At 59.0% G+C, this 24,720-nt stretch carries 27 protein-coding genes and 2 pseudogenes; 11 read left to right on the plus strand and 18 right to left on the minus strand.

Features of this window, described 5'->3' with window-relative positions:
- Positions 1-2 precede the first annotated feature (2 nt).
- Positions 3-1,544 carry an efflux transporter outer membrane subunit gene (locus LHFGNBLO_RS14760; RefSeq protein WP_258608483.1) on the plus strand — a complete coding sequence of 514 codons (1,542 nt, stop codon included), beginning with the start codon at positions 3-5 and terminating at the stop codon, positions 1,542-1,544.
- 575 nt (positions 1,545-2,119) lie between these two features.
- Here LHFGNBLO_RS14760 and LHFGNBLO_RS14765 read toward each other — a convergent pair.
- From LHFGNBLO_RS14765 to LHFGNBLO_RS14795, 7 genes are all read right to left on the minus strand, one after another.
- A complete protein-coding gene (locus LHFGNBLO_RS14765) occupies positions 2,120-2,470 on the minus strand; it encodes a hypothetical protein (protein WP_258608485.1) in 351 nt (116 codons plus the stop codon).
- 569 nt (positions 2,471-3,039) lie between these two features.
- Positions 3,040-3,930 (minus strand): RNA polymerase sigma factor RpoH, encoded by an 891-nt coding sequence (gene rpoH / locus LHFGNBLO_RS14770; protein ID WP_258608487.1) that lies wholly within the window; start codon positions 3,928-3,930, stop codon positions 3,040-3,042.
- A 192-nt stretch (positions 3,931-4,122) separates the two neighbouring features.
- Complete coding sequence (locus tag LHFGNBLO_RS14775; RefSeq protein ID WP_258608489.1) at positions 4,123-4,503, minus strand: response regulator transcription factor; 381 nt, start codon at positions 4,501-4,503, stop codon at positions 4,123-4,125.
- A 117-nt stretch (positions 4,504-4,620) separates the two neighbouring features.
- The gene (locus LHFGNBLO_RS14780; protein WP_258608491.1) at positions 4,621-5,289 is read right to left on the minus strand and encodes a response regulator transcription factor; all 669 of its coding nucleotides are present in this window, start codon (positions 5,287-5,289) and stop codon (positions 4,621-4,623) included.
- Positions 5,286-6,449, minus strand: a complete 1,164-nt coding sequence (locus LHFGNBLO_RS14785; RefSeq protein WP_258608492.1) for a sensor histidine kinase — start codon at positions 6,447-6,449, stop codon at positions 5,286-5,288. The genes LHFGNBLO_RS14780 and LHFGNBLO_RS14785 overlap by 4 nt, the downstream gene beginning before the upstream one ends.
- 379 nt (positions 6,450-6,828) lie before the next feature.
- On the minus strand, positions 6,829-7,119 hold the full coding sequence (locus tag LHFGNBLO_RS14790) for a DUF2924 domain-containing protein (protein ID WP_258608493.1): 291 nt from the start codon (positions 7,117-7,119) through the stop codon (positions 6,829-6,831).
- A gap of 5 nt (positions 7,120-7,124) precedes the next feature.
- Positions 7,125-7,412, minus strand: a complete 288-nt coding sequence (locus LHFGNBLO_RS14795) for a DUF3489 domain-containing protein (protein ID WP_258608495.1) — start codon at positions 7,410-7,412, stop codon at positions 7,125-7,127.
- 645 nt (positions 7,413-8,057) lie between these two features.
- Between LHFGNBLO_RS14795 and LHFGNBLO_RS14800 the strand changes: the two genes are divergently transcribed.
- The gene (locus LHFGNBLO_RS14800) at positions 8,058-8,360 is read left to right on the plus strand and encodes an antibiotic biosynthesis monooxygenase family protein (RefSeq protein ID WP_258608496.1); all 303 of its coding nucleotides are present in this window, start codon (positions 8,058-8,060) and stop codon (positions 8,358-8,360) included.
- 102 nt (positions 8,361-8,462) lie between these two features.
- Here the strand turns inward: LHFGNBLO_RS14800 and LHFGNBLO_RS14805 are convergent, their stop codons facing one another.
- A complete protein-coding gene (locus LHFGNBLO_RS14805) occupies positions 8,463-8,873 on the minus strand; it encodes a MerR family transcriptional regulator (RefSeq protein WP_258608499.1) in 411 nt (136 codons plus the stop codon).
- A 78-nt stretch (positions 8,874-8,951) separates the two neighbouring features.
- Between LHFGNBLO_RS14805 and LHFGNBLO_RS14810 the strand changes: the two genes are divergently transcribed.
- The 6 genes and pseudogenes from LHFGNBLO_RS14810 to LHFGNBLO_RS14840 all read left to right on the plus strand — a co-directional run bounded on the left by LHFGNBLO_RS14810 (position 8,952) and on the right by LHFGNBLO_RS14840 (position 15,828).
- Positions 8,952-9,842, plus strand: coding sequence for an aldo/keto reductase (locus tag LHFGNBLO_RS14810; RefSeq protein WP_258608500.1), 891 nt, complete (start codon positions 8,952-8,954; stop codon positions 9,840-9,842).
- 975 nt (positions 9,843-10,817) lie between these two features.
- Positions 10,818-11,192: pseudogene (locus LHFGNBLO_RS14820) on the plus strand (hypothetical protein); the annotation flags it as partial.
- A 355-nt stretch (positions 11,193-11,547) separates the two neighbouring features.
- Positions 11,548-12,453: a LysR family transcriptional regulator gene (locus LHFGNBLO_RS14825; RefSeq protein ID WP_258608503.1), complete on the plus strand. Its 906-nt coding sequence runs from the start codon at positions 11,548-11,550 to the stop codon at positions 12,451-12,453.
- A gap of 172 nt (positions 12,454-12,625) precedes the next feature.
- Positions 12,626-13,651 (plus strand): L-glyceraldehyde 3-phosphate reductase, encoded by a 1,026-nt coding sequence (mgrA, locus tag LHFGNBLO_RS14830; RefSeq protein ID WP_258608505.1) that lies wholly within the window; start codon positions 12,626-12,628, stop codon positions 13,649-13,651.
- Positions 13,652-13,830: 179 nt separating this feature from the next.
- The gene (locus tag LHFGNBLO_RS14835) at positions 13,831-14,862 is read left to right on the plus strand and encodes an aldo/keto reductase (RefSeq protein WP_258601362.1); all 1,032 of its coding nucleotides are present in this window, start codon (positions 13,831-13,833) and stop codon (positions 14,860-14,862) included.
- A 48-nt stretch (positions 14,863-14,910) separates the two neighbouring features.
- On the plus strand, positions 14,911-15,828 hold the full coding sequence (locus LHFGNBLO_RS14840) for an NAD-dependent epimerase/dehydratase family protein (RefSeq protein WP_258608506.1): 918 nt from the start codon (positions 14,911-14,913) through the stop codon (positions 15,826-15,828).
- Between the two features lie 74 nt (positions 15,829-15,902).
- Here LHFGNBLO_RS14840 and LHFGNBLO_RS14845 read toward each other — a convergent pair.
- A pseudogene (locus tag LHFGNBLO_RS14845) lies at positions 15,903-16,109 on the minus strand (arginase family protein); the annotation flags it as partial.
- A 383-nt stretch (positions 16,110-16,492) separates the two neighbouring features.
- Positions 16,493-17,107 (minus strand): hypothetical protein, encoded by a 615-nt coding sequence (locus tag LHFGNBLO_RS14850; RefSeq protein ID WP_258608508.1) that lies wholly within the window; start codon positions 17,105-17,107, stop codon positions 16,493-16,495.
- A gap of 375 nt (positions 17,108-17,482) precedes the next feature.
- Here LHFGNBLO_RS14850 and LHFGNBLO_RS33470 point away from each other — a divergent pair, with 375 nt between their 5' ends.
- Positions 17,483-17,716, plus strand: a complete 234-nt coding sequence (locus LHFGNBLO_RS33470; RefSeq protein WP_319944224.1) for an alpha/beta hydrolase — start codon at positions 17,483-17,485, stop codon at positions 17,714-17,716.
- 91 nt (positions 17,717-17,807) lie between these two features.
- On the opposite strand, the gene LHFGNBLO_RS14860 is transcribed toward LHFGNBLO_RS33470, so the two are convergent.
- The 7 genes from LHFGNBLO_RS14860 to LHFGNBLO_RS14890 all read right to left on the minus strand — a co-directional run bounded on the left by LHFGNBLO_RS14860 (position 17,808) and on the right by LHFGNBLO_RS14890 (position 22,394).
- A complete protein-coding gene (locus LHFGNBLO_RS14860) occupies positions 17,808-18,254 on the minus strand; it encodes a hypothetical protein (protein WP_258608510.1) in 447 nt (148 codons plus the stop codon).
- Between the two features lie 683 nt (positions 18,255-18,937).
- Complete coding sequence (locus LHFGNBLO_RS14865) at positions 18,938-19,219, minus strand: DUF6074 family protein (RefSeq protein WP_258608512.1); 282 nt, start codon at positions 19,217-19,219, stop codon at positions 18,938-18,940.
- Complete coding sequence (locus LHFGNBLO_RS14870) at positions 19,209-20,009, minus strand: helix-turn-helix domain-containing protein (RefSeq protein WP_258608514.1); 801 nt, start codon at positions 20,007-20,009, stop codon at positions 19,209-19,211. Before LHFGNBLO_RS14870 ends, LHFGNBLO_RS14865 begins: the two co-directional genes overlap by 11 nt.
- The gene (locus LHFGNBLO_RS14875; protein ID WP_258608516.1) at positions 19,970-20,218 is read right to left on the minus strand and encodes a hypothetical protein; all 249 of its coding nucleotides are present in this window, start codon (positions 20,216-20,218) and stop codon (positions 19,970-19,972) included. The genes LHFGNBLO_RS14870 and LHFGNBLO_RS14875 overlap by 40 nt, the downstream gene beginning before the upstream one ends.
- Before the next feature lie 105 nt (positions 20,219-20,323).
- Complete coding sequence (locus LHFGNBLO_RS14880; RefSeq protein ID WP_258608517.1) at positions 20,324-20,524, minus strand: DNA-binding protein; 201 nt, start codon at positions 20,522-20,524, stop codon at positions 20,324-20,326.
- Positions 20,525-21,031: 507 nt separating this feature from the next.
- Positions 21,032-21,157 (minus strand): hypothetical protein, encoded by a 126-nt coding sequence (locus LHFGNBLO_RS14885; RefSeq protein WP_258608519.1) that lies wholly within the window; start codon positions 21,155-21,157, stop codon positions 21,032-21,034.
- Positions 21,158-21,443: 286 nt separating this feature from the next.
- Positions 21,444-22,394, minus strand: a complete 951-nt coding sequence (locus LHFGNBLO_RS14890) for a hypothetical protein (RefSeq protein ID WP_258608521.1) — start codon at positions 22,392-22,394, stop codon at positions 21,444-21,446.
- A 320-nt stretch (positions 22,395-22,714) separates the two neighbouring features.
- Here LHFGNBLO_RS14890 and LHFGNBLO_RS14895 point away from each other — a divergent pair, with 320 nt between their 5' ends.
- Positions 22,715-22,906, plus strand: a complete 192-nt coding sequence (locus LHFGNBLO_RS14895; protein ID WP_258608523.1) for a hypothetical protein — start codon at positions 22,715-22,717, stop codon at positions 22,904-22,906.
- A 68-nt stretch (positions 22,907-22,974) separates the two neighbouring features.
- Here the strand turns inward: LHFGNBLO_RS14895 and LHFGNBLO_RS14900 are convergent, their stop codons facing one another.
- On the minus strand, positions 22,975-23,613 hold the full coding sequence (locus tag LHFGNBLO_RS14900; RefSeq protein WP_258608525.1) for a 2-dehydro-3-deoxy-phosphogluconate aldolase: 639 nt from the start codon (positions 23,611-23,613) through the stop codon (positions 22,975-22,977).
- Between the two features lie 182 nt (positions 23,614-23,795).
- Between LHFGNBLO_RS14900 and LHFGNBLO_RS14905 the strand changes: the two genes are divergently transcribed.
- Positions 23,796-24,719: a rhodanese-related sulfurtransferase gene (locus LHFGNBLO_RS14905; RefSeq protein WP_413774686.1), complete on the plus strand. Its 924-nt coding sequence runs from the start codon at positions 23,796-23,798 to the stop codon at positions 24,717-24,719.
- The last annotated feature ends 1 nt before the right edge of the window (position 24,720 follow it).

Below are 24,720 nucleotides of genomic sequence, written 5' to 3' on the forward strand. Positions count from 1 at the left end.
TCATGGGCCATGAATTACGCACCATAACAGCGATTTCGTTCACGTTCGCGCTGGCGTCCTGCACAGTCGGCCCGGATTTCGTCCAGCCGGATCCGTCGTTGCCAAATCGCTGGTTTGCGAACGGCTCGGCAGCTGCGACGGTGCGTTCCGCAGGCAGCGCGACGGTTCACGAGCCCGTCGTCCCCGCCTGGTGGCAGGCCTTTCACGACGCGACCCTTACCTCGCTGGTGCGGCGCCTTGCCGACGCCAATCTCGATGTGCAAACTGCGACCGTTCGGCTCGCGGAAAGCCGTTTTCAGCGCGGTGCCGTGGCCTCCGCCCAACTGCCCGGCCTGAACGGCAGTGCCAGATACCAACATCAAAATCTTAGCGATGTGAGTGCCAAAGGCACCCTGATCGACGGTTTGCTTGGTTCGCCGAACAGCACCATTTCTTCCACAAAGCCGAGCGACTTGTTTACCAGCGGTTTCGATGCATCATGGGAGCTCGATCTTTGGGGGCATGTTCGCCGTCAGGTCGAAGGGGCGGATGCGCAAGTTCAGTCATCGGAGGAACAGCGGCGCGACGCGCTGCTCTCGAGCCTCGCCGAAACCGCACGCGACTATATCCAGCTGCGCGGCACGCAAACCTTGATCAGGATCACCAATGACAATCTGAAGATCGAGCGGGACATTTTGCAGCTGACGCAAACGCGTCAGCAGCAGGGCTTGACGACCAGTGTGGACGTCGAGAACGCCGCAGCGCAGGTCGAAGCCGTTCGTGCCCAGTTGCCCAGCCTGGAGCAGCAGGAAGCGCAGCAGATCAACGCCTTGAGCTTTCTGCTCGGCCTGCCTCCGGATGCGCTGCGCGTCGAACTCGCCACCGGGAAACAAGTGGTGCCGAGGCCTGCCCGGGTTCCGATCGGCATTCCCTCCGAGCTGGCGCGGCGGCGCCCGGATATCCGCGCCGCGGAAGCCCGGCTTCACGCGGCCACCGCCGACATCGGAGTGGCGGTCGCTGAATTCTATCCATCCATCCAATTGAATGGGTCGGTGGGCTTCGACGCCCTCAAGGTCGCGAGCCAGTTGACGGCCCATGCGATCCCAACCAGTTTCGGTCCGAGCATTTCGATACCAATTTTCGAGGGTGGTCGGCTGAAGGCGACATTGCAGCTTCGCAAGGCGCAGCAGGTGGAGGCGGCGATCGCCTATCACAGGACGGTGCTGGAAGCCTGGCACGAGGTTGTCAATAGCCTCGTCGCCTACAGGACCGAACGGCAGCGCAGCGCCCGGTTAGCCAGCCAGGTCGAGCATTTGCGGCAAGCCTTGTCGCTGGCCCGTGACCGCTACAATGACGGAGTGACCGAGTTCACCACCGTGCTAGACACTTCACGCACGCTGCTGCAGGCCGAACAGGATCACGCGCAGAGCACGACCAACATCTCGATCAATCTCGTCCAACTGTACAAAGCGCTCGGTGGCGGGTGGGAGTTAACATACCCGAGCGCGCGGCCCGAGCCACCGGTCATTGCTCGAGGACCCTCAAGAGCAAGAAAACCGACATGACCATGTCGATGTTTGTTTTGGTGCCGCCGGTCTCGGACGCCCGCGTTGTCAGCAGGTCTGCCGGATGAACCAAATAGGCATGCGACACCTTCAGCGGATCGCGTCGCCACTGCCGAAACAGGACTGCTTCGGTCCAAACCACAAGAGGTTCATATTGGCGAGGGCGGATCATAAGCAGGAGTGCCAGATTCCGTTGGCTCCGTAGTAGCTCGGGTCTACGGCATCAAATGAGCAGTACGCCGAATCGGTATTGTAATTCCGCCAAGGCTGATGGCCGTATCCGCCATCGCTGAAAAAGTCCCTGCCGTGCTGGTGGTCCAGCTTACGCTTGTGACTGCCGCCGCTAAGGTCCGTAGCACGGCCATCACCACCGCTGCGCGCCATGGAGACCGTCGCCGAGCCGGTCGCCAGCATTGCGCCCAAAACGAACGTTGCCAGGATTGTTGCTGATCTTCTCACAATAAACTCCTAAAAGTTGCTGCTTCCGGAATCGTTAGCAGACGTGCAGTCACCCTTCGGGGTTCGAACCCGGCCCCCACCTGCTGTGGAGCCCGGATTCGATGAGGTTGCGGTGATCACGGGCAATATGGGAAAAGCCCGCGATATTCATAATATGGGTAGGGGTAACCGCAGTAGCCGTCGTCATAGAAATCACTTCCACGGCCGTGTCTCCTTCCGAACTCATGACCGCCGAAATGGTTGCCACCACGAACGGTTACGGGATGGCTGCCAAAGTCTCCGCCGTCGCCACGGCCAAAGCCTCCGACATAGCCGCCACCGCCCATGTTTTCGCCATGACCGCCGCCGCCAAAGTCAAAGCCTCCCCCGCCATGACCGCCACCGCGCGCCATCGAGACCGTGGCCGAGCCGGTTGCCAGCATTGCGCCCAAAGCGATAGTCGCCAAGATTGTTGTTGATCTTTTCATAGTACACTCCTACTGCTTAAGTTCCTTATTTACTGAAGGAAACAGTGATATAGATACAGGAGATATTCCTCAGTATAATACGCTTGGTTGATACGGGTATATCTTGTAAGTACGGATGTTACTTGTTGATTGCATGGCGGTGCTGGCAAGTACACCCTAAGGAGCAAGCAGCGATCGCGATGTGAGATGGACGGCAAAGTTTCTGCAGCGCGCCGCGTTGCGGTACCCGGTGGTCGGATCATTGAGCTTGCAGGGTCAATGAGTGGATACATGGCGGCGCCCGCCGATGTCGTTTCACGGAAACGCGAAACCGCTCTATCTCATTGCTTTGACGCAATTCCGAACGGGAAAACCGTTTCACACTTTTCCTGGAACTGCTCGTCCTCCCAAGCACCCGGGGATGGCTTGGGACTACACGCCTTGATGCAAGCGCTCCGGCAGTTCACGATGAATCGGAAGCCGATCTCTGCAGCCTGAAGGAGGCGCAAGATCGCCCTAATGCATGTCGCCCAAAGTGGCCCCGGTCCTGGGAGAATGACGCCGCGCCTTCGTCAAAATCGGTCTCAATCTCATGCTGAAAGCGCCCGGGCTTCGCCCCGTTTCGCATAGACCACCTTCACGGCATCTTGCAATTTTTCGAAGGCACGCATCTCAATCTGGCGCACGCGCTCGCGCGAAATGCCGAATTCGCAGGACAGATCTCCCAAACTCCTTCGATCATCCGCAAGTCGCCGCGCCTCAAGGATGCGCCGTTCGCGTGCGTTGAGCACGCCAAGCGAGTCCATCAGAGCCCTATGCCGGCTAGAGACTTCCTCGAGCTGAACGAGCTTGTACTCCTGGTTGTCCTCCCCCTCGACCAGCAGATCCTGCCATTCGCCCTGTTCCTGACCCCGCAGGGGTGCGTTGAGCGAGGTGTCCCCGCTCATGCGGCGATTCACATAAACCACTTCCTGCTCGGTCACGCCAAGGTTGCTTGCGATCAGCTCCACCTGATCTGGATGCAAGTCACCATCGTCAATCGCCGAGATGCGAGCCTTGAGCCGCCGCAAATTGAAGAACAGCTTTTTTTGGCTGGGCGTCGCGCCCATCTTCACCAGCGACCAGGAGCGCAGGACGTATTCCCGAATGGACGCCTTGATCCACCACATCGCATAGGTCGCCAGACGATGGCCGCGCTCCGGTTCGAAGCGATCGACCGCCTTGATTAGACCGATGCTGCCTTCCGAAATTACCTCCGACATCGGCAGTCCGTACCCGCGGTAACGCATCGCAATCTTGGCAACGAGGCGAAGATGCGACACCACCAGTTGGTGAGCGGCTTCCGGGTCATTGTGCTCGCGCCAGCGTTTTGCCAGCTGTTGTTCCTGCTCTGGCGTCAGCATAGGGAGATGTTTGATCTTTTCGAGATAGCGGATAAGCCCACCTTCGCTTGCCAAAAATGTTGTTGTTGCGCGGGCCATGAAGCACTCCTTATTCACGTAGGCGGTCAGGTATTTATCGACGCCCATAGGTGTTCGACATTTACTTCTGTTCGGTTCCACATTTCTTGCCGCTATGCGTGCTCTATGTATTCACGCGTACTTAAGTACTATCTGCGGTGCGCCGTATTGATTAGCATGCGCATCTGTTCGATGTGCATACGATCTCTGCATTTAGCGCAAGTTAGGTCTTCCAAGCACAGAATCGATGCAGCTGATCATGGCGTGGCTATCGAACGGCTTGCCGAAGAAACCGATAGCGCCTGTCTCCAGAGCGCGCTTGCGGACGCGTTCTTCGGGGAAGGCTGTGATCATAATGGTCGGTATCTGATGGCCACCTGCGATCAGATGATCCTGCAACTCCAGCCCTGTCATTCCCGGCATCTGGATATCGCAGATCAAGCACGACGTATCTTTCATGCTAGATGATCTCAGGAAATCCTCGGCCGATGCGAATGCAAAAGCGATGAAACCTAACGATCTAGCGAGGCCTGCAGTTGCAAGTCGTACGGATTCGTCGTCGTCGACGATCGCGATCACTGTTTTGCGGATCAATTGCACTATTCCTTGGTGCTTGCCGATGACGCAAGCATTGCTGTTTCAACGACCGTTTCGAGACGGTATATTGCGCCTCGGTCGTCAAAACGAAAGTTATACAGAGGTGTAACAACCCTATTTCTTGGGAGCAGCTATCCCGAGGGCGCCTGCCATTCTCACCAGATCGGCTAGAGTTCTGGCGCCCATTTTTTTCATCAGACGACCCCGGTGGATTTTGACGGTGATCTCGCTGAGTTGGAGCTCGCCGGCGATCTGCTTGTTCATCAACCCAGTGGCGACAAATGCCATCACCTGACGCTCACGGGGTGTCAAGGTGCGCAGAAGCGTCTGGAGCTCCGACAGAGCCCCGTCTCGCTCTCGCCGTTGCCTGTCGCGATCCAGAGCACCGTTGACCGCATCCAGAATATCCTGATCTCGAAATGGCTTGGTGAGGAAATCGACCGCGCCGGCTTTCATAGCTCTCACCGACATTGGAATGTCGCCATGTCCGGTCATGAAAATGATCGGGAGGCGAATGCCAGCGTTAGCCAACTGCGTTTGAAATTCGAGTCCGCTCACTTCCGGCAGCCGGATATCCAGTACAAGGCAGCTTGGACCATCGGGAAGCTGGCCGTTCAGCAACTCGGGAGCAGAACCGAAAAGCTGGGCACGCATGCCAACAGATCGGAAGAGACTGCTCAAGGCTTCGCGCAACAACGGATCGTCGTCCACAACCAGGACAGTCGGAAGTACTGTGCCGTTGTGGAATTGTGGCTGGGAGGTAGAGCCAGGGCCTTGGGTCATGACTCGGCATCCTTTTCGACGCGTGGCAGGGAAAATTGGAGTATCGCGCCGCGTCCCGGATTGGGCACGACCCAAACACGGCCTCCATGTGCTTCAACGATCGACCGGCAGATCGACAGTCCCATACCTATTCCGTTCGCCTTGGTGGTAAAGAAGGCCTTGAACAACTGACGCGCATTGTCGGGATCGATACCCGTCCCCGAATCCTCGACCCTGACGTTCGCTTGGTTCGATTCATCGATCGAGCTCGTGACGACAATTTCCCGCAAATCGTTGTCGCCAGAAGTGATTGCCTGAATCCCGTTGACCAAGAGATTGATCAGGACTTGTTGAAGCTGGATACGGTCGCCAAGTGCAGGCAGCCGCTGGTTGGCCAGGCTCAGTTTCAGGGTGATGCGATTGGTAACCAGTTCACGCTGCACCAGCACGAGGGAGTCGTTGACGATCTCGTTCATGTCGATAAGAGACATCTCGATGTCGCCCTTCTTGGACAGCGACCGAATTCGACGGACGATATCGCTGGCGCGCTGCGCGTCTGCGATACTGCGCCTGACCGCGCTGCGGACTTCATCCAGATCGGGCTGGTCTCGATCGACCCACCGCAGGCACGCCTCGCCGTTCAAGACGATGCCGGCAAGCGGCTGATTCACCTCATGCGCGATCGAGGCCGTCAATTCACCCAATGTGGTGAGGCGTGTCATATGGGTGAGTTCGGCCTGTGCCTTCAGGACCTCGGCCTCGGCCTCCCTGCGCTGCGATATGTCGGTGTTCGTTTCAAGAACCGACAGCGGTCTGCCGTCGGCATCCTTCTTCAGCGACCAGCGGCTGGAGACGACAACAGTGGATCCATCCCGCTTCGTGTGCTCGAGTTCGCCTTCCCATCGGTCGGACCTCAGCAACTCCCGATTGATCTCATCCAGGCCGGCTGGAAAAACCGTCTGCAAGAGCTGATGGGTGGATATTCCGAGCGCGTTTTCGGCCGGCCAGCCGTAGATCGCTTCAGCACCGCGATTCCAGTAGGTCACAAGATCGTCCATCCCGCGTACGAAAATCGCATCATGCGTCAAATCGAGCAGTTGGGCCTTTTCGGCCAAGTCCGTCGAGGCCGCCCGATTCTTAAGGACAAGAAGGGTGGTGATGGCAATGGCCGCGATGCTCATGAGGCAGCGACTGAGCGCGCCCCCACTAATTTCGACCCCATGAACAAGCCAGAAGCTCAATAGAGTGAGCGCTACACAGGCAAGTGAACACAGGAGAATGCCACGCCTGCGCAAGATGGCGGCTGCGAGCATGAGAACGACAACATAGAGGACCGACACAGCTCCAGAAAATGGATCGATTGTGTCGACAGTGAATATCCCGCCGGCCAGGAGGACGGCCAGGGGCGCCAGCAGCCGCGAATTGCCGGGTGCTCGCGGAGGTAGTCTATGCCGCATAAGGTCTCTGCTCAGTCCCTGGTCGACGCTTGCGCTGCTGATCGACTCTCCGTGTCGAACGGTTCCAACTTCAACCTAAGCAACGAGATCTTTTTTTGCTTGTTCAAAATTGCGGCCGTCGGGGTGTGTTTGCGCTTTTTTCGAGGTTCTCGAATGCTGGTTTGCGGGTCGGCCGATCCGGGACGAATGTCCCCAGTGTTTTCTCCACGGTCGAAGTCAAGCCACCTAATCGCTTGGCTTGGAGGTGCCAGGCAGCCGGCCGCTCAAGCAACCCACGTTTGACTCCTTTGGGCGGCGGGCAGCCATAGGTTTTTGTCCAGGCTGCTGTGAGGTCATCACGCGTGAGATCGCCGACCCCGGTGATCTCACTATCCAAATCCTGTCTCTTGCGCATCAAGGTCAACCGGCGGTCTTCGCCTCGGCAATACGGTATCGCCGTTGTCCGTCCTTGCCGGTTTCGCTGAGGACTTCGTGGGCGAGCTTCTTCTTGACGGTATCGGAGAGGAAACCCCGCACCGAATGCGCCTGCCATCCCGTGGCATCCATCAGGGTTTGGATTGTAGCACCTTTGGCCGACTTCAGCTTCTTGAGGACAATGTCGGTTCTGGCAGCGCCCCGATTTCGCGCGGAGCTTCTGGGTTGGGGTGCCGTTGTCGACGCTGGACGCCGTGTCAGCGGCTTCTGCATTGTCGGCCTTCACAATGGCGTTGAGGATAGACATTTCAAATCTCCGTCAGTTCGAAGCCCGGACCCATTCCGGCGCTTGTACTGACCGAAGCCCGCTGTCCTGGCGGGCTGGAGGTTATGTTCGGTCTTAATCCGCTGCTCTTCCGCAGCGCTGGAACACCAATGCTTCGTTGCCGTATGGAGTCCAGTCGAATGTCGCTCCCTCGTGGTTATTCGACAGGTTCCCAACGGCAGCTTTGCGCCGTATCTCGGTCATTCCATCAGCTATCGCCGTCCACCAAAAGCCGACATCGGCCGTCCAGGCGCTAACGGCTACTTCGCGCCAACAGCGGACTTCTGCCTTTCAACTAAGCACGCGGCAACGCCCGCCCCATCACGATTGAGTACGCAATTCTGGACCTGCGCACGGCTAAGATGAGACGTGAGGCCTCCTAGTGGTAAAAATCTGACGCTTGGTACCCGACGCAAATGGCAGGAGACGACCCTTGGCGGCGTTTGAGAATGTCCGCTGAGGGGGCGGCGTGGCCATGCTAGTTGCCAGGCTGCTGTGCGGTTTCGGTCCAGTTCGCACTCGAAGCGGTTTGCGTCGGCGTCGCGGTCGGGTTAAGTCTCCCGCACCCTTGGCTTCAAAGTCTTAAGATGAAAATGATCGTCTTCATCAACGTTTTCCATGTCGATCCCGCTAATCAGCAGCGGCTTGTCGATATATTGACCCAGGTTACGGAAGAGATCGTCAGCAAGGCGACGGGTTTCGTCTCGTCCACACTTCACCGCAGCACGGACGGTGCCAAGGTCACTATGTACGCCCGCTGGAGCAGTCTCGCCGATTACGAGGCCATGCGCCAGGACCCGGCTCCGCGCCCATTTCTCGAAGCGGCGCTTTCTATCGCCCGGTTTGATCCCGGCATGTACGAAGTGGTTCAGGAATTCAGCCCGCCCAATCCGTAAGTGACGGGCATCGACCGGAAGACCTAGGGTGGGATTTGGCCTGGACGTTGGCGCTCGCTCCCCACCCCGAGCCGACCTACACACGGTACCAAGCTTCAGGTTCTAACCACTAGCAGTGGCGTTCACAAAATCACTAAGCAACGGCTCCTCTCCTCTTTCTCCGGCCTCCTGCCATGCAATCTTGGCCCGGACATAAGCTTTGAGTTTATCCAGTTCGGCCGATTTCGCCTCTAGCCGGGTGAGCTGATCCTTCATCATCGCCAGCCGGTCCTCGATCGGCAGCTCGCCTTTGCGACGCGCCTCTCGTAAGTCGCCGATCTCCCGCAGTGAGAGACCGAGCGCCTGGCCGACGCGAATGACATCGGCGGAATGCACATCGGCTTCGCCGAACATGAGATAGGGGTGGCGTCCGCCCTTCTGCCCCTCCTGCGGCTGCAGCAGCCCAAGCCGCACGTAGTAACGCACCGTTTCCCTGGCGAGACCGGTGCGACGGCAAAATTCGGAAATCAGCATGTCTTGACCATGTAGTGCACTACGCACTTATATGATGCTGCAGTCCCTTTCACAAACGCTCGCTTGAAGGATTGCACCATGACCACAATAAACAGGATCGGCGATTTCCAGATCGGAGGAAACTTACGAGTCCGCCGACTCGGCTTTGGCGCAATGCGCCTCACGGGGCCGGGCGTCTGGGGACCACCAGCCGATGTGCCGGCGGCTCAAGCGGTTCTGCGCCGCGTGGTAGAACTGGGAGTCAATTTCATCGATACGGCGGCTGCATACGGTCCTGGCGACAATGAGCGCCTGATCCGCGACACTCTGCGGCCATATCCAGCGGGACTCATCATCGCCACGAAAGGGGGGATGAGGAAAACCGGCCCCTCAACCGCGACCTCTTGGGGCATCGAGGTCGACGGCAGCGAGTCGCACCTTCGCCAAGGCGTCGAAGGCAGCCTCCATGACCTCGGCATTGAACAGATCCAGCTTTACCAGCTTCATCGGGTCGACCCGAATATCCCGATTGAAGAAACGGTGGGCGTACTCGCGCGGCTTCGCGACGAGGGTAAAATCCACCACGTAGGTCTGTCTCAGGTGAGCATCGACGAGATCGAAAGGGCGCGCACGGTTGTCGACATCGCCACAGTGCAGAACGAATTCAATCTTGCCACGCGCAAGTACGAAGCGGTGCTCGAGTATTGTGAGCGCGAGGCAATCGGCTTCATCCCGTTCTACCCGCAAAAGGTCGGAGAGTTCGGCGATGCCGAACCTTTGAAGGCGATTGCCGCCCGCGAAGGCGTAACGCCGGGACTGATAGCCTTGGCATGGGTGCTGAAGCGCTCGACGGCGACAATCGCCATACCCGGTACGTCCTCGGTCGCCCACCTCGAAGAAAATATGGGCGCCGCTGGTGTCGAGTTGTCCGAAAACGACATGACGACCCTGAATTCGCTGGCGTCAGTGGCGGCCGCGCCGACCGCCTGATCCTCATTCAAGCAACAACAATAATAGGACGAAGGATTTCCCATGACGCATTTGCGACCGGGTAACCCGTCAAGGGTTCGCACGGCATTTTCCTTGGTTATCGCAGGTCATCTGTGTGGAGAATATCTCGACGCAATCGCCCGGACAGTAACCTCCGATGCTGCGGCCCATACCTTGAGCCTCGTTGAAACACTCGACGCATCTTAAGGTGAATTGTCTGGGCGTGAGGCGACCCCACGGGGTGTCTAACTTGGCTCCGGTCAGTTTTTTTGGCGGCACTTCCGAAGACGCGCTGCGGCAACGCCGGAATTCCGTTGCCTGACCTTTGATGGTTTGGCGGAGACGTCCGTTCCTCAGCAAGAGGAAGGTGGCGTTGGTTGTGTATTCTTCGCCCTCGCCGGCGCACGATAGGGTGAGATTCCAGCCGCCCTTGCTCTTCTTGGACTTTGTTGTTTTGCAGGCGTACTCCTGCCCCGAAATACCTTTCTGTGTGATAGTCAGATCATCTAGATCATGGGGCCACCGACTCCTAGTGCGCCGAAAGACCGCCAGCTTACCGTGGTGGCGAAGGATTCAGACGCGATCTCACGGCGGCATCGCTGTTCAGCAATTCTGCTCCTACCTCACCGACCAATCGGTCTATGAGTTCTTGCCATTCGGTTCGTCTGGCCGCGCACAATGCCGGCGAGGGCTCGGCGACCTTCGAAAGCGCGTACTCTGCATCCGCGAGTTCCTCGCAAATGTCGAGAAAGCTCTCACTTCGGTCCATCAGCCGATGGATCGTCAGTTCAAACTGAGGGAACCGGCGCACTGCCGCCGAGACCGCTTGGTACCTGTCAGACATCCGTCGTTTGTGTTCATGACGCCAGTTCATCGACCTGACGCAATCGTATTGCAAAGTGACCGCAGCAGAAGGTAAGTTACGTGGACAAGCATGTAACCGCACAACAACAAGCGGTTGCGGGGGAACAAGACATGGCGATCGAGGCGGAAACGTCGCCACCTGGGGAGGATGTGCTCCCCGCCGATGCTTGTCGCGCCCAACTTGCCCTGATCCTCTACAGCACGGACTTCGATGCCACTGGCCGTAAGCCGCGCTTCCTCAGCCATGTGGTTGAGGAGACATTGGCGGGACGAGGCGATCGCATCAAGGCCTATTCGATTGCGGTTGAAGTGTTCGGCCGCAGTCAATCGTTCGACCCCCAGACGGATCCGATCGTCCGCATCGAGGCTGGCCACCTCAGGCGTGCGCTCGAGCGTTATTATCTGACGTCCGGACACACCGACCCAATTCTCATCACGATTCCTAAGGGTGGCTACGTTCCTGTCTTCTCGCTCCGCTCGCAACCGGTGTTGCCAGACCCACGGGGGCCCGTTGGTTCTGCAGCTATCGCTGAACCTCGGGTTCGGCGGTTGACGTCGCGACTGCTGCTGCCGGCCGCCCTTGTGGCCCTTCTCGCGGCAGGAGCATCTGTATTGGCATGGTGGTGGCCCTCAGCCAGTTCGGGCGCGCCGGAAACGCCCCGGGTGCTCGTGGAGTCGTTTGAGGATCTGACCGGCACACCCGCGGCGGCGGCGTTATTTTTCTGTAGCATAGTGGATCGATCGTGAGGATTTCGATCTCGTCCGCTTGATGCCACATCAGTGATTTTTTTGTCTCTGCACCAACGCTCAGGCCGTGGCGATCTAAGTATTGGGAGTTGTGATGCCGCTCAGTCGCGCTGAAGTGTACGACCTTTCGATATTCCTGCTCATCGTACAGTATCGCAGTTTTAGAAAGGCGGCGGACAATCTCGGCGTAACCGCATCAGCACTCAGCCACCGGGTGAAAGCGCTTGAAGAGCGACTTGGTGTAAGACTGCTAAACCGTACAAGCCGAAGTGTTGCTCCAACAGTGGCAGGAAGCGCGCTTGCCGAAAAAGTGAGTGCTGGCCTCGATCTTATCAATTCCGGCTTGGAAGAACTGCACGGGCACCACGAAGGGACCGCCGGTAGTGTGCGGTTGAATGTACTGCGCGATGCGTCGACTTTACTCCTGCGCCCGGCATTGCCGATCTTCGTGCAGCGCTTCCCCAACATTGAATTGGAGATTGCGGTCGACGATCACTTCGTCGACGTGACAGCGGAAGGCTTCGACGCCGGTCTCAGATATGGTGGCACGATACCGGAGGACATGATCGCCATTCCATTGACGCCACCACTCAAGTGGGTGGTCGTCGGTGCACCGGCTTACTTCGAGCGCCACGGTCGGCCGGAATTGCCTGACGATCTTCATTTTCATCAATGTATCCGCATCCGCACGGGGCGAGGGCAGATTTACAAATGGGAATTCGAGCACGGCGACGATCGGCGCGAGATCGACGTTCCTGGCTCGCTCATCTCAAGTGAGTCGGCTTTCGCCATCAATGCTGCGATCGACGGTATTGGTCTGTTTTATTGCCTGGAAAAGCTCGCGAGCCCTCACCTTGCGGCGGGACGGCTGGAAGTGGCACTGCCGCAATGGTCTTCAATCGGCCCACCATTGTCCATGTACTACTCGAGTCGCCGACAACTACCCTTCGGGATCAGTGCCCTCATTCAGGTGATACGCGATATCAATCCACTGAAATGAAGTGGCTGAGGTCGGAAGATGGGTGACAATCGAGCGGTCATCGATGAGCACAGATCATTGATCCGATTACCTATCACCTATTGATTCATTAATCGACGATGCTATTCAATCTCTCGAATGCTGCGCGGCCGAAGGACCGGAATGGCGCATGCAATGCAAATACGAGGCTTGAATGTACGTTGCAGATGCCAAGAGATACGACGCGATTGCCTACCGCCGCTGTGGTCGGTCGGGGCTGAAGCTCCCGCCGATTTCGTTGGGGCTGTGGCAGAACTTCGGTGGTCAAGATGTCTTCGAGACTGGCCGGTCGGTGATCCGGCGTGCCTTCGACAAGGGCGTCACTCATTTCGACCTGGCGAACAATTATGGCCCGCCATACGGGTCGGCGGAAGAGAATTTCGGACTGGTCCTCAAAAGGGATTTTTCGAGCCACCGCGACGAGATGATCATCTCCTCAAAAGCCGGTTGGGATATGTGGCCGGGGCCTTATGGCGCGGGTGGATCCCGCAAGCACCTGCTTGCATCGCTCGAACAGAGCCTGAAGCGAATGGGTGTCGAATATGTCGATATCTTCTATTCCCACCGCCCGACATTAGATGTTCCGCTCGAAGAAACCATCGCCGCGCTCGTGCAGATGGTGCGGCAAGGCAAGGCGCTCTACGTCGGCATTTCATCGTATGGGCCAGATCGGACCAGGGAAGCCGAGCGCGTCCTGCGCGCGGAAGGAATTCCGCTCTTTATCCACCAACCCTCCTACTCCATGCTGAATCGCTGGATTGAGGACGGGTTGCTCGATACGCTGGAAGAGCTTGGTGCCGGCTGTATCGCATTTTCGCCTTTGGCTCAGGGGTTGTTGACATCAAAGTATCTGAATGGCGTCCCAGACGGCGCGCGTGCAGCGCGTGGCGGCTCATTCGACACAAAGTTGCTGAGTGATGCAAACATAGAGCGTGTCCGCGGACTGAACGCGATCGCAAGCGACCGCGGGCAGACACTTGCCCAGATGGCGATCGCGTGGACCTTGCGAGATACGCGCATAACAAGCGCGCTGGTAGGCGCGCGCAACGTGGCCCAACTCGATGATTCCCTCGGCGCTTTAGAGAATCTCGAATTCAATGCCGAAGAACTCCGCAAAATCGACGGGTACGCAACCGAGGGCGGGGTCGACCTCTGGCGGGCTCAATCAAAGGCAGCCTGAACGATCGGATGGTGCGCGATATTCTCGGTGCCGAACCGGGCAGTCGCTGACGGACGCAACGTCTGAACAAGGCGAAAGCAAACAAAACAACGCCTTCATAGCGCGCTGATGGCCAGAAGACGATGGCATCGGGCCGGCAACGCGATAGGCCCGATTGAGATCCCTGAAGGAGCAAGAACATGGACTATCGCAAGCTCGGCAATAGTGGCGCCGTCGTCTCGGCCTATTGCCTCGGCACCATGACTTTTGGGCACGAGTCCGACGAAGCCACATCGTTCGCGCTTATGGATGATTATGTCGAGGCCGGCGGCAATTTCATCGATACGGCCGACGTCTACAGCGCCGGCGTGTCAGAGGAAATCATCGGCCGTTGGCTCAAGAGCAAGCCAGGAACCGCCAAGGATCTGGTGATCGCCACCAAGGGTCGTTTTCCCATGGGCGCGGGGCCGAACGATCTCGGCCTGTCGCGCAAGCATCTTGGGGCGGCGCTCGATGCCTCGCTCAAACGCCTGGGCGTCGAGCAGGTTGATCTTTACCAGATGCACGCCTGGGACGCGCTAACGCCGCTGGAGGAGACGCTGCGCTTTCTCGACGACTCGATCCGCAACGGCAAGATCGCCTATTACGGGTTCTCGAACTTCCTGGGTTGGCATCTGACCAAGGCGGTGTGGCTGGCCAAAGCCAATGGCTACACGCCACCCGTGACGCTACAACCACAGTACAGCCTGCTGGTCCGCGACATCGAGCATGAGCTTGTACCGGCCGCGCTCGACGCCGGTATAGGCCTTCTGCCGTGGTCGCCGCTGGGCGGCGGATGGCTCTCAGGCAAATACAAGCGCGACCAGATGCCGGCGGGCGCCACGCGCCTTGGCGAAAATCCCAAACGCGGCATGGAAGCGTTCGACGCCCGCAACGCCAAGCCAATCACCTGGAACGTGATTGGGGCGGTGGAAGATACCGCAAAAGCGCTTGGGGCGAGCATGGCGCAGGTCGCGCTGGCATGGGTCGCCGCACAGCCAGCGGTCACGTCGGTTGTTCTCGGGGCCCGGACACGAGAGCAACTGGCCGACAATCTCGGTGCGGCCAAGCTGAGGCTGACGGACGAGAACATTGCCAAACTCAACGCGGCGAGCAAACCGGAAATGTCGGAATATCCCTATGGAACGGGCGGCATAAGCCAGCGCCACCGCAAGATCGAGGGTGGCCGCTGACTTTGGCGGCACGCCAACCGCATCGATAAACATCAAAGGAGTCTCAGCATGTCCGCATCCGATACCCCAGGCAAGCGCATCATCTTTACCGGCGGCACCGGCAAGGCCGGCCGGCACGCAATTCCCTACTTGCTGGAGCGCGGCCACGACGTACTCAACCTCGATCTGGTACCGTTCGCCCATCCCGGTGTCAGGACGTTGATCACCGATCTCACCGACAGCGGGCAGACCTTCAACGCGCTGTCGATGCATTTCGACAGCAGCGGGCTCACCACCGGCAAGGGGCCCGCACCGGTGGATGCTATCGTGCATTTTGCCGCCATTCCCGCCTTGTTGCTGCGCCCCGACAACGTCACCTTCCAGGCCAATGTCGCTTCGACCTACAATGTCATCGAGGCGGCGACAAAGCTCGGCATCCGCAAGATCATCATCGCGTCCAGTGAGACGACCTATGGTGTCTGCTTCGCGGAAGGGGATAAGGATTACAAGACCTTCCCGCTCGAGGAAGACTATGACGTCGACCCGATGGACAGCTACGGCTTGTCTAAGGTCGTCAACGAGAAGACCGCCCGCGCCTTTGCCATGCGCTCAGGCGCCGATATCTACGCCTTGCGCATCGGCAATGTCATCGAACCGCACGAGTATGAGCGCTTCCCGGGTTTTCTGGCTGATCCGCCATCGCGCAAACGAAATGCCTGGAGCTACATCGACGCGCGCGATTTGGGTCAGATCGTCGATCTTGGCGTCCGTAGGGACGGTCTCGGCTTTCAGGTATTCAATGCCGTCAACGACGAAATCACCGCATATGAGCCTACGGCGGAATTCCTGCGTAAATGGGCGCCCGATACTCCCCTCTCCCGGAAATTGGAGGCCTCGGAGGCTCCGCTCTCCAATCGCAAGATCCGCGAGGTCCTGGGCTTCAAGGAACGTCACAACTGGCGGCAGTATGTATCCGGTCCATCATAGGCTTTTAGTCCCGGAATTTGAGACTCTGTCGCACCGTCCGGAGCGATAGCCGCTCTCCTGGTAAGGCGGCCGTCACCGAGGGTTACGATGCGCGTGGGATCGACCGCCACGGGTAGATCCGGAAAATAGCCGCTAAAACCCGGCTGGCCGCTAGCGTAAGCGAGCGGAACACCATGCAGATTGCCGCTGGCGGTGGTTTCGAGCGTGTGGAAGTCCGAATGCGCGTCGAGCCACAGCACAAATAGCGGGCGCCCGGTTTCGGCGGCGCGGCGGGCGAGCCCGACACGGTCCGACCTTACAGTCGCCTAGCGAGGCAATATGTCAGTTAGGGAGGTAAGCAACGGTTTGAAAAGGGGCGGCTTAGCTGCCCTAAGGGGCTGGTCGCGATATTCACGTTTGAGTCGGTGGCCGCTCGTGGCGCGAAGGCGTCATCAATCGCTAGATCCGCCTTATGAGTTGGAAGCGTAGCGCGAAGGTCAGCATTGGAGAAGCGCCGGGAATGGCAGCTCCTGGCGCAAAGCGTCGTCATCGCCTTAGCCGGCAGCATCGGGTCAGTTCGAGACTTCGAACCCACCGGATTTAATGTCTGCATTCTCCCGCGTTCTTACTAGAACCGGTCGGACCGCTTCCGGCCCACTATCCGTCACGCTTCACTATCGCAATGTTAGCGAAGCAATCCCATTTCTTCGAACGCGTCCCAGCCTTCCAACTTTGGCTGTGAAGCACTTCCTTTCCGGACCTTCCTGGCAATCGCGGCGTTGCCCGTTCCAGCACGCGTCAGTGCGGCCTTGCCCGCACCGCGTCGCCTGTTTTCGGCGACCTCCTGCGCATCCTCATCTCTCCAGACGGTCGCCAGGTCACGGTGGAGAACGTCTTCGATGTGCCGCGGGTCGAAGACATGGAAGGTGACGGCCTTCGACCGCCCCCGCATCTTCACTGTGCGCGTGCCGATGCTTTGCAATCGACCATCTTTGAGCCACTTGTGCCGCTCGCGTGAAGAGATCGTGAGGACATCCTCTGCCTCGCGCGGCAGAACCGGCAGCACCTCAATGGTTTCAAGCGTCTTCGCGATCTTGTCCGAGGCGGCATCGAACTCTTCTGCGTCGTCTTCGCCCATGCGTAATGCAATGCGACCCGTCTCGGCTTTGACGTACTTCCTTACCGCCCACGGCAGGCGGGCGCGCAATTCGCGCTCGATCCCTTTCGTGCGCACCGCGGACCCAAGCGTCGCTGATGGCGATAACGGCCACTCGGCAATCAGTGATGGGGAGGTGCTCATGTGTTGCTCGAACGTTATCCGGCCCAATCTACGATCCTGGACCATGCAAATTCAACTTGGGCTTCGCTTTCCGGTTCCTCAATTCGGCTTCTGGCACTGATTTGGACATCCGGTCTGGGGCGGCTTTGGGTGAAATGCTATAGTGATCGTGTCGGTCATTCTGGCAGCCGCTCGCCACCAAGGAAGGAGCGAATGAGCACTGTTCTTGTGTTCATGGCGCGTGGTCTGCGGGCTGGGCGTGGCAAAAGATGCGCGGCCGGATGCACGACCTTGGACATGAACTGGTGACGCCCACGCTCAACTGGTCTTGGGGAGCGGGCGCATCTGACTGGTTCGCATTTTGGTCTCGACCTCCACATCAAGGACATCCTCTCCGTGATCGAAGTCGAGGATCTTCACGACATCGTCCTTCTTGGCCATAGCTACGGCGGCATGGTAGCCACCGCGGTCGCGAACCGCTTACCCGTGGCCTGTATCGGTGAAGAAACGTTCGGCGCCCACGACGATGGTGCGCGCCACGGCCAAGCCTGGCGTCCAGATCAACCTCACGAAATGAAGCGGCTGCCAGGTGCCAGGCTGCAGCAGGTAGACCGTCAAAGGGGGAGATGATCCTTTGGCGGTCTAGCGGGTGGCGTTGTCAATTCTTCGGTCAGCATTCGGCACGTCATGATCGTTTCCTTCCGGATATCTTTTTCGGCCTCTAAGCCGCTTTCAGGTGGGCTTTGGCTTCGGCTTCTTTTGCTTCGCGCCGCTCGGCCGCCCTCAACATGATTTCGAGCTCTTCGTCGGTCAGCACGGTCAGGTCCATCTTCGGCAACGTCTCAACCGGGCCGCCATCCTTGCCCGTGCTCTCGACGCGCCGCACGTAGCCGCGATCCTTGCCCTTCAATTCCAAGTACCATCTGATTGTCGTCATATCGCCGGCACGGATCGCTAGGACCACCTGGTTCTCGGCATCGTCTTTCAGGACTTCCTCAATCTCGTCAGCGAATGCCTGAAGGCTTGGATGCTTGTTCATGAATGAACAAAGGGTGGACCGATGCACGCTCAGCTTTTTGGCAGCGATCGTTCGTATAGCCCCGGCCTGTTCAAGGGCTTGCTTTGCTCTCGCGATTGAGAGCTTCGGTTTCCGTCCGCGCTTCGCCATCACCATTCCTCCAATTTCACGACATTTCGCGACACTCACAGGCGCGCGCGAGGCAAATTGGTGGTGCACCATTATTAGCACGAAATTTGGCTTAACGCATTGATTTCATTAGTTCATTGGCGTTCGCCAACATTCAATTTACGCCTTGGTACGGCGTTGTGATGAATGCCAGCGTGGTCAACGCCGTTGACCACCATTGCCGAATGGGTGCTCGAGGTCGCGGCTGGTGACCAGACTGAAAACCGTTCCCGGCATGGAACGGTTTCAGGCTGCGAAGTGTCTGCCTGTGGGGGCTTCATAAATTTATGCAGCCCCAGATCCGGCTCGCCAGCAGCAATGAAAACTGTTCCCGGCATGGAACATTTTCTGCGAAGCGCCCACCGCCTCGAAATGAGGCCAGCGACATTTGACGGGTTTGGAAACCCTCTCGATGCTATCAGTTCAACGCAGGGATCGCGCGGAGCCCTTCGCCGGTAGTGAGTGAAGGCCGGGGGTGCGGAAAACCTCTGTACGGGCGATTTGCCTCTGCCTGTTTCGCCGCAGTGTGCTCTTGGCAAAATCTCTCATAGGCTGCGGGACACGCGCCTTCTGCTCCGGCGTCCTGGAGGCCACACGCTCCTCGAAGCCATCTCGCTGGCGCTGGATGGCCCGCTCGCGGGCGTAGCGGATAAATTCAGCCTGGTTCACCTGGTAAGCCCTTTCTGCGGCGAGCCGCCGTCGCATTGGCGCAGCAACTCGGTCTGCACGGCATCGAAGAAAGCCCAGAGCTCGATGTCGATCTGCTCGCGAGCAAGGCCAAAACTCGACAGTCGGCGATCGAGGTCCTCCACCACGCTGCGCCAGTAGGCTCCCGCCTCGACGCCGTGGATCGCGTCCAGCCGGCGTGCGACTTGGCGGACCTCGGCCGCCTGCCTCAAGAGGGGAAACGCCAGGAGCTTGGCCCGCAAATCCAGTTCAAGCTGCATCCGAGCGCCCCGTGAGCGAGTTCCGAAGCCGAATGGCCCGCTGATAATCGGTGTCGAGAGTGATGTTGCCGCTGTCGAGCTGCCGGTCTATCCACGCCAGCTGGCGCTTGGCCTCGCCTCCATTCATCCCGTGCTGCAACTTGCGTTCGATGATGCCCAGCATCGCTCCCAAGCTTTTTCCCGGGACCGCATCCGAGATGCTGCCCCTTGGCAGCCTCGCTGCTTCGGCAGGATGTATTTCCCGTTTTACGGGATCTATTTCAGTTTCACTGAATATATTGCCAGAGCTAACATGTTGATTTTCTTTTGAGTTCTTGTCCTCGCTTGCTACCTTTCCCGCAACGAGGCTGTTACCGTTCCACGCTGTATTAGGTAGCAATTCTGCTACCTGCTTAGGTCCCGACTTTTGGGTAGCAGATTTGCTACCCTTCTCCGGCTTCGAGCGGAAATAGTCGTTGTCCCACTCGGTGTAGAGAACACGGTAAACACGCTGCCTTCCGTTCAGTGGGTGATTGCTGATCTCGATGTAGCCGCACTGCCTGAGCCACGCCAGGGAGCGTGAGAGGCTCTTTTCGTGGCATCCGACCAAGTCGGCAAGCCGGGGATGGCCGGCATAACAACCGATACCATTGGCTCCAAGCCGATCGTGAATCGCAACAACCATAAGCACTCGGCAATCCTCTGCAGATAGTCGCTTGTCGCCGATTGCACGGGCAGGAACTGCGGCGTAGGTCTTTCCCTCGGCAGCACTCATCGCGATCTCGAAGCGCTGTCCACCAGGTTCGCCCATGACGTCATGGCCGTGATCGGTAGAATCTGGATCACATATCGCGTGCCGCGCTTGTCGTGCCGGCGCAGCCGCGATACGAGGCCGAGATGCTCGAGCCCGGCCAAGGCCCGGCGGAAGGCCCTCTTCGAACAAGGGATGTGCATCGCCAGGTCGCGCGTGCCGAGGTGGGTTACACCCTTCTCGTCGCAGAATTCGATTACAGCCCGCATGCGTCTCGGCTCTTCGCGGGAGCAGCAGTGTTTGCCCAGGCGTAGAGGCCCTTCTTTTCGCTCGTGGAGATCGACAGAGACCACATCATAGCGCCCTCCCGCCTCCTAGACCGCTCTTTCGGGGAGAGAGGCTGCCCAGGTCTCGGCATCGGTGGCGAGGATGATAGTGCGCCGGCCGACTTTACGGGCTTTCAGCCGCCCACCCTTGATCTCACCAAATGCGGAAGTGCGCCCAAGGCCAAAGGCGGCGCAAAACGCTTCAATCGTGTAGCCGCGCGGAGTTGCAAGGCTGTCGCCATGTTGCATGGTAGTGCCCTTTCTGGGGAACGGAAAAGGCCGCGAGCGCTCAGCTCGACACGGCCTTGAGGGAACAACAAAAAGCCCCGGCGCAGGGTGCGACGAGGCTGGGTCAGATCAGGAATTGTGGTCCGAAGTCACCGCTTCAGTGGGACTAGCGGATTGGCAGGTTGGCTCGATGGGCGCGACGGCTTGGGGTTTCAGTGGGCTCTCACCGTCGTCCCTTTCACGGCAACAAAAAAGCCGCGGCGAGCGTTAGCTCGACACGGCTCAACAGACGGCTAGCCCAAGAAGGACGCTTTTTGCCGTCAATTCTCATGTTTCGGTGGTCAGGCCTCGGTCACACGACTCAAGCCCTACAGCAAAATCTAGCGCCACCCCCCCTTTTTGTCATGGCCTATTTTGAACGATTTGAGATTTTCTACTGTTCGTTAGCGGTCGCCGAGATGGCCACCACCGTCGAAAGTAACCGGTTCGGTTACGATACGATACTTGTGAAAGGGCAGGACAGTCGATCTAGCCGGCCTTGATCGAGATCACCTTGGCACCGGCTCGCTGCAACGGGACCAGCGGCACGACTGCCCGCGCCGCAAGTTCCTCAAGGCCATCGACGATCCAGCGGCCATAATGCCGTTCGATCATAGGAACCGACGTGTCGTGTAACGCGGCGACCAAGCGAATGGGCAGATTGGCTCGGATCCCGCGCACGATGCTGCTGTGGCGAAATGCGTAGGGTATGACGCCTGGAAGCTCTGCCCGGTCACGGATGGCCTGCCATGGCTTCGCCAACTCGCTGGCCGATCGCCAAGCACCGCGCTCCGCTCGTTCCCATGAAATGCTGCCGGCGATCTGCCTATGATGCCAGCGCTCCAGAAGTCTGGCGTCGTCGTGGCGTCCAGTCGCCACGGATTTCAGCGCATCGAAAACATCATGGCCTACAGGAACAGGAATCACACCAGTCTTTCCGCCGCGGCCCTTGCGGCTGACAGGGGACCAGAAGGCGCCCGCCTGCAGCCTGACAGTCTGCAACCCGCATCCGTTGAATTTGCGAAAAACGAGCGCCGGTCGCCGCAAGAATCACCATCAACCGAAACAGATCACCGTCCCACTCTTGTTCTAGGTCGACATCGCGCGCGGCCGTTAGCAATCGCCCGATAGTCTCGTCTGAAAGGATCTGGTTTTCGCGCGCCACCGGGGCGAGCTCGTCATCTTCGTGCTGGAGCTTCAGGCCATGCTTGATCACTGCGGGCAGCATCGGATCGAGGCGTTCTCGGTGCGTCGCATACGCGCCGTTCAGAGCCGATTTGAGGTCATTGATGAGCCGCTGCCTGGTCGCGAATTTCATCGCCACCGGCAACGCCTCGCGCCACGCCAGAAGGTCCGATTCCTTTAGCGAATAGAGAGATATCGACGCGAGTGGCGCCGGCAAGATTGGCAGCTGCTTTCCGCGCCCGGGCTGGCCCAAGATATGGCGCGCCAGCCGCCGGCTGGCGTCAGAACGGACCGCTCGACCCTCGCGCTTGCTCTCGCGCGCATCCCGCATGGAAATATGGTCCTCGACGACGTGGCGGACATCTAGAGCGGGTTTGCCGGCCGTAGCGGCAACTTCGATCCGTGCCCCTTCGACCAACACCCGTGCGGCCTTCCGGGCGGCCTCGTAGCTCAGGGTTCCGGCCTGCAGCTCGTCGTCGGCGGTTCCAAGTGGGCTCTGCCTGTATCCGCGCCCGCAGCGCCAGCGCACCAACCAAGCACCGCCTCGCTTTCCTTTGCGATATCCAAGATGAACCTCTGGATCGATCCCTCGCCAGTGAATGCCGATTTCAAGGGCCGCGCGCGCATTCCTGGTCGTGATTGAAGACTCGACTAGCGTTCTTGCCATTGCGCTGCACCATTCGTCTACTATTCGTCAAATATACACATGCGCACGACAACGTATTTCAGCGAACGCGTCAACCAGAAAGCGAGGGATTTCACGCCTTTATGCGAATGGTGGCGAATGAGAGAATCACGTGAAACGCGCCCTTTGAAGGCGTGAATCGTGGTTCGAGCCCATGAGCGGGAACCAAATGGCGATCAACGATCGCCGTCGCAGACGCAGGCCCGAACCTGCAAGATCACGGAAGACAAAACTTCTCGTGATGGAGGAACACCTACCCCTTTTTCGGGTTACGGTGGGTACCTTCAAACACGGGGATATCCATGAAGAACATTCTATTGGCGTCGGTTATCGCATTGGCAACGGCTTCTGCCGCCGTCGCCCCGACCCAGGCTGCAACGATCGTCGTCAAAACCGACAATCACATGCATATGAAAAAGCATTGCCGGACCAAGCTGGTCACCACATGGCGGCATCACCACAAGATCGTCAAGAAGGTCAAAGTCTGCCACTGATGGCATTCGAAGCAGCAAGACCGGTCAGCGAAAAGCCGACCGGGCCTTTTCGTGCCTTGCGAAAGCGCCTACTTCCCGAGTTTGCTCGCGGCCCGCGCAAGTGCCTCGATCTCGTCCCACTTGCCTGCCTTGACCAAGTCGTCCGGCGCCACCCAGGAGCCACCGACGCAAATGACGTTGGGCAGGCTGAGATAGTCGGCGGCGTTCTTGCCGGTGATGCCGCCGGTCGGGCAGAATTTCACATCGGCGAGCGGCGAGGCGAATGCCTTGAGCGAGGCGATGCCGCCCGACTGTTCGGCCGGGAAGAATTTCAGGAAACGCAAGCCGGCTTCGCGGGCGGCCATGATCTCGCCGGGTGTGATGGCGCCGGGCAGCAACGGAACGTCGCTGTCCTTCGCCGCCGCCAGCAACTCGCGGGTGATACCGGGGCTGACAATGAATTTCGAGCCGGCCGCAGCCGCCTCGTCGAACTGGCTGGCGTCGAGAATGGTGCCGGCGCCAACGATGGCGTCCTCGACCTCGCCGGCCACCCGCCGGATCGCCTCCAGCGCATCGGCGGTCCGCAGCGTGATCTCGATCGCTGGCAGGCTGCCGCGGGCCAAAGCGCGGGCGAGCGGCACGGCATCGGTGACATTGGCGATCTTCAGCACCGGGATAACCGGCTGGCCGTTGAGGAGCGACAGGAGCTTTTCGGTCTTGCTGGGCATTTTTGTCTCTCCGGTATTGATCAATTCAACCGATTAGCAGAAGGCAGTTTTTCTGTCCACGAAACGAGCCGTGTCGCGATGTCACGTATGGCCAGAAACCGGCACCTCAACGCAACCAGGCAAAGACTGTCTCGCCGGCTTTGCCTTGAATCGGCTTTCGCAAGCGTTTAGTGGCTTTGGCGATGACTTCGTCCAATCAACCTTTTCGCGTTGCGGCGCTCTACAGGTTCGCTCGGCTCGACACCTTCGAGGCGCTGCGCGCGCCGCTCGCTGCTTTCTGCTGCGGACGCAGCATCAAGGGCACGCTGCTGCTGGCGCATGAGGGCATCAACGGAACGGTTGCCGGCAGCGAGCAGGCCATTGCTCAACTCATCGATCACCTTGAGTCCATCGAAGGTCTCGCCGGCCTCGAGGTCAAATACAGCAGTGCCGCGGAGATGCCGTTCCACCGCATGAAGGTGCGGCTGAAGCGCGAGATCGTCACCATGGGCGTTTGGGATATCGATCCTACGACAAGCGCCGGCACCTATGTCGCGCCAGCCGACTGGAACGCGCTGATCTCGGATGCAAACACCATCGTCATCGACACGCGCAATGCCTACGAAGTGTCGATCGGCACCTTCAAGTGCGCGGTCGATCCCGACACCACAAGCTTTCGCGAATTCCCGGCCTGGGTAGAGCAGCACCGCGGCGAACTCGACGGCCGCAAGGTCGCCATGTTCTGCACCGGCGGCATACGCTGCGAGAAGGCGACGGCCTATGTGAAGTCGCTCGGCTTCCAGGATGTGTTTCACTTGAGGGGCGGCATACTGAAGTATCTCGAAGAGGTGCCGGCCGAGGAAAGCCTCTGGCAAGGCGAGTGCTTCGTCTTCGACGAGCGCGTTTCGGTGTCGCACGGCCTGGCCGAGGGCGATGCCGAACTCTGCCGCGCCTGCCGGCATCCGCTGACAGGGCAGGATCGGCTGTCGCCGAAATATGCCGCCGGCGTCTCATGCCCGCATTGCTACGATGCCCGTTCGGACGAGGATCGCGCCCGCTATGCAGAGCGCCAGCGCCAGGTCGAGCTGGCACAAGCGCAGGGCAGGGGCCCGCATATCGGACGCTAGC

Source organism: Mesorhizobium sp. AR10 (assembly GCF_024746795.1).
In the GTDB taxonomy this organism is placed as follows: domain Bacteria; phylum Pseudomonadota; class Alphaproteobacteria; order Rhizobiales; family Rhizobiaceae; genus Mesorhizobium.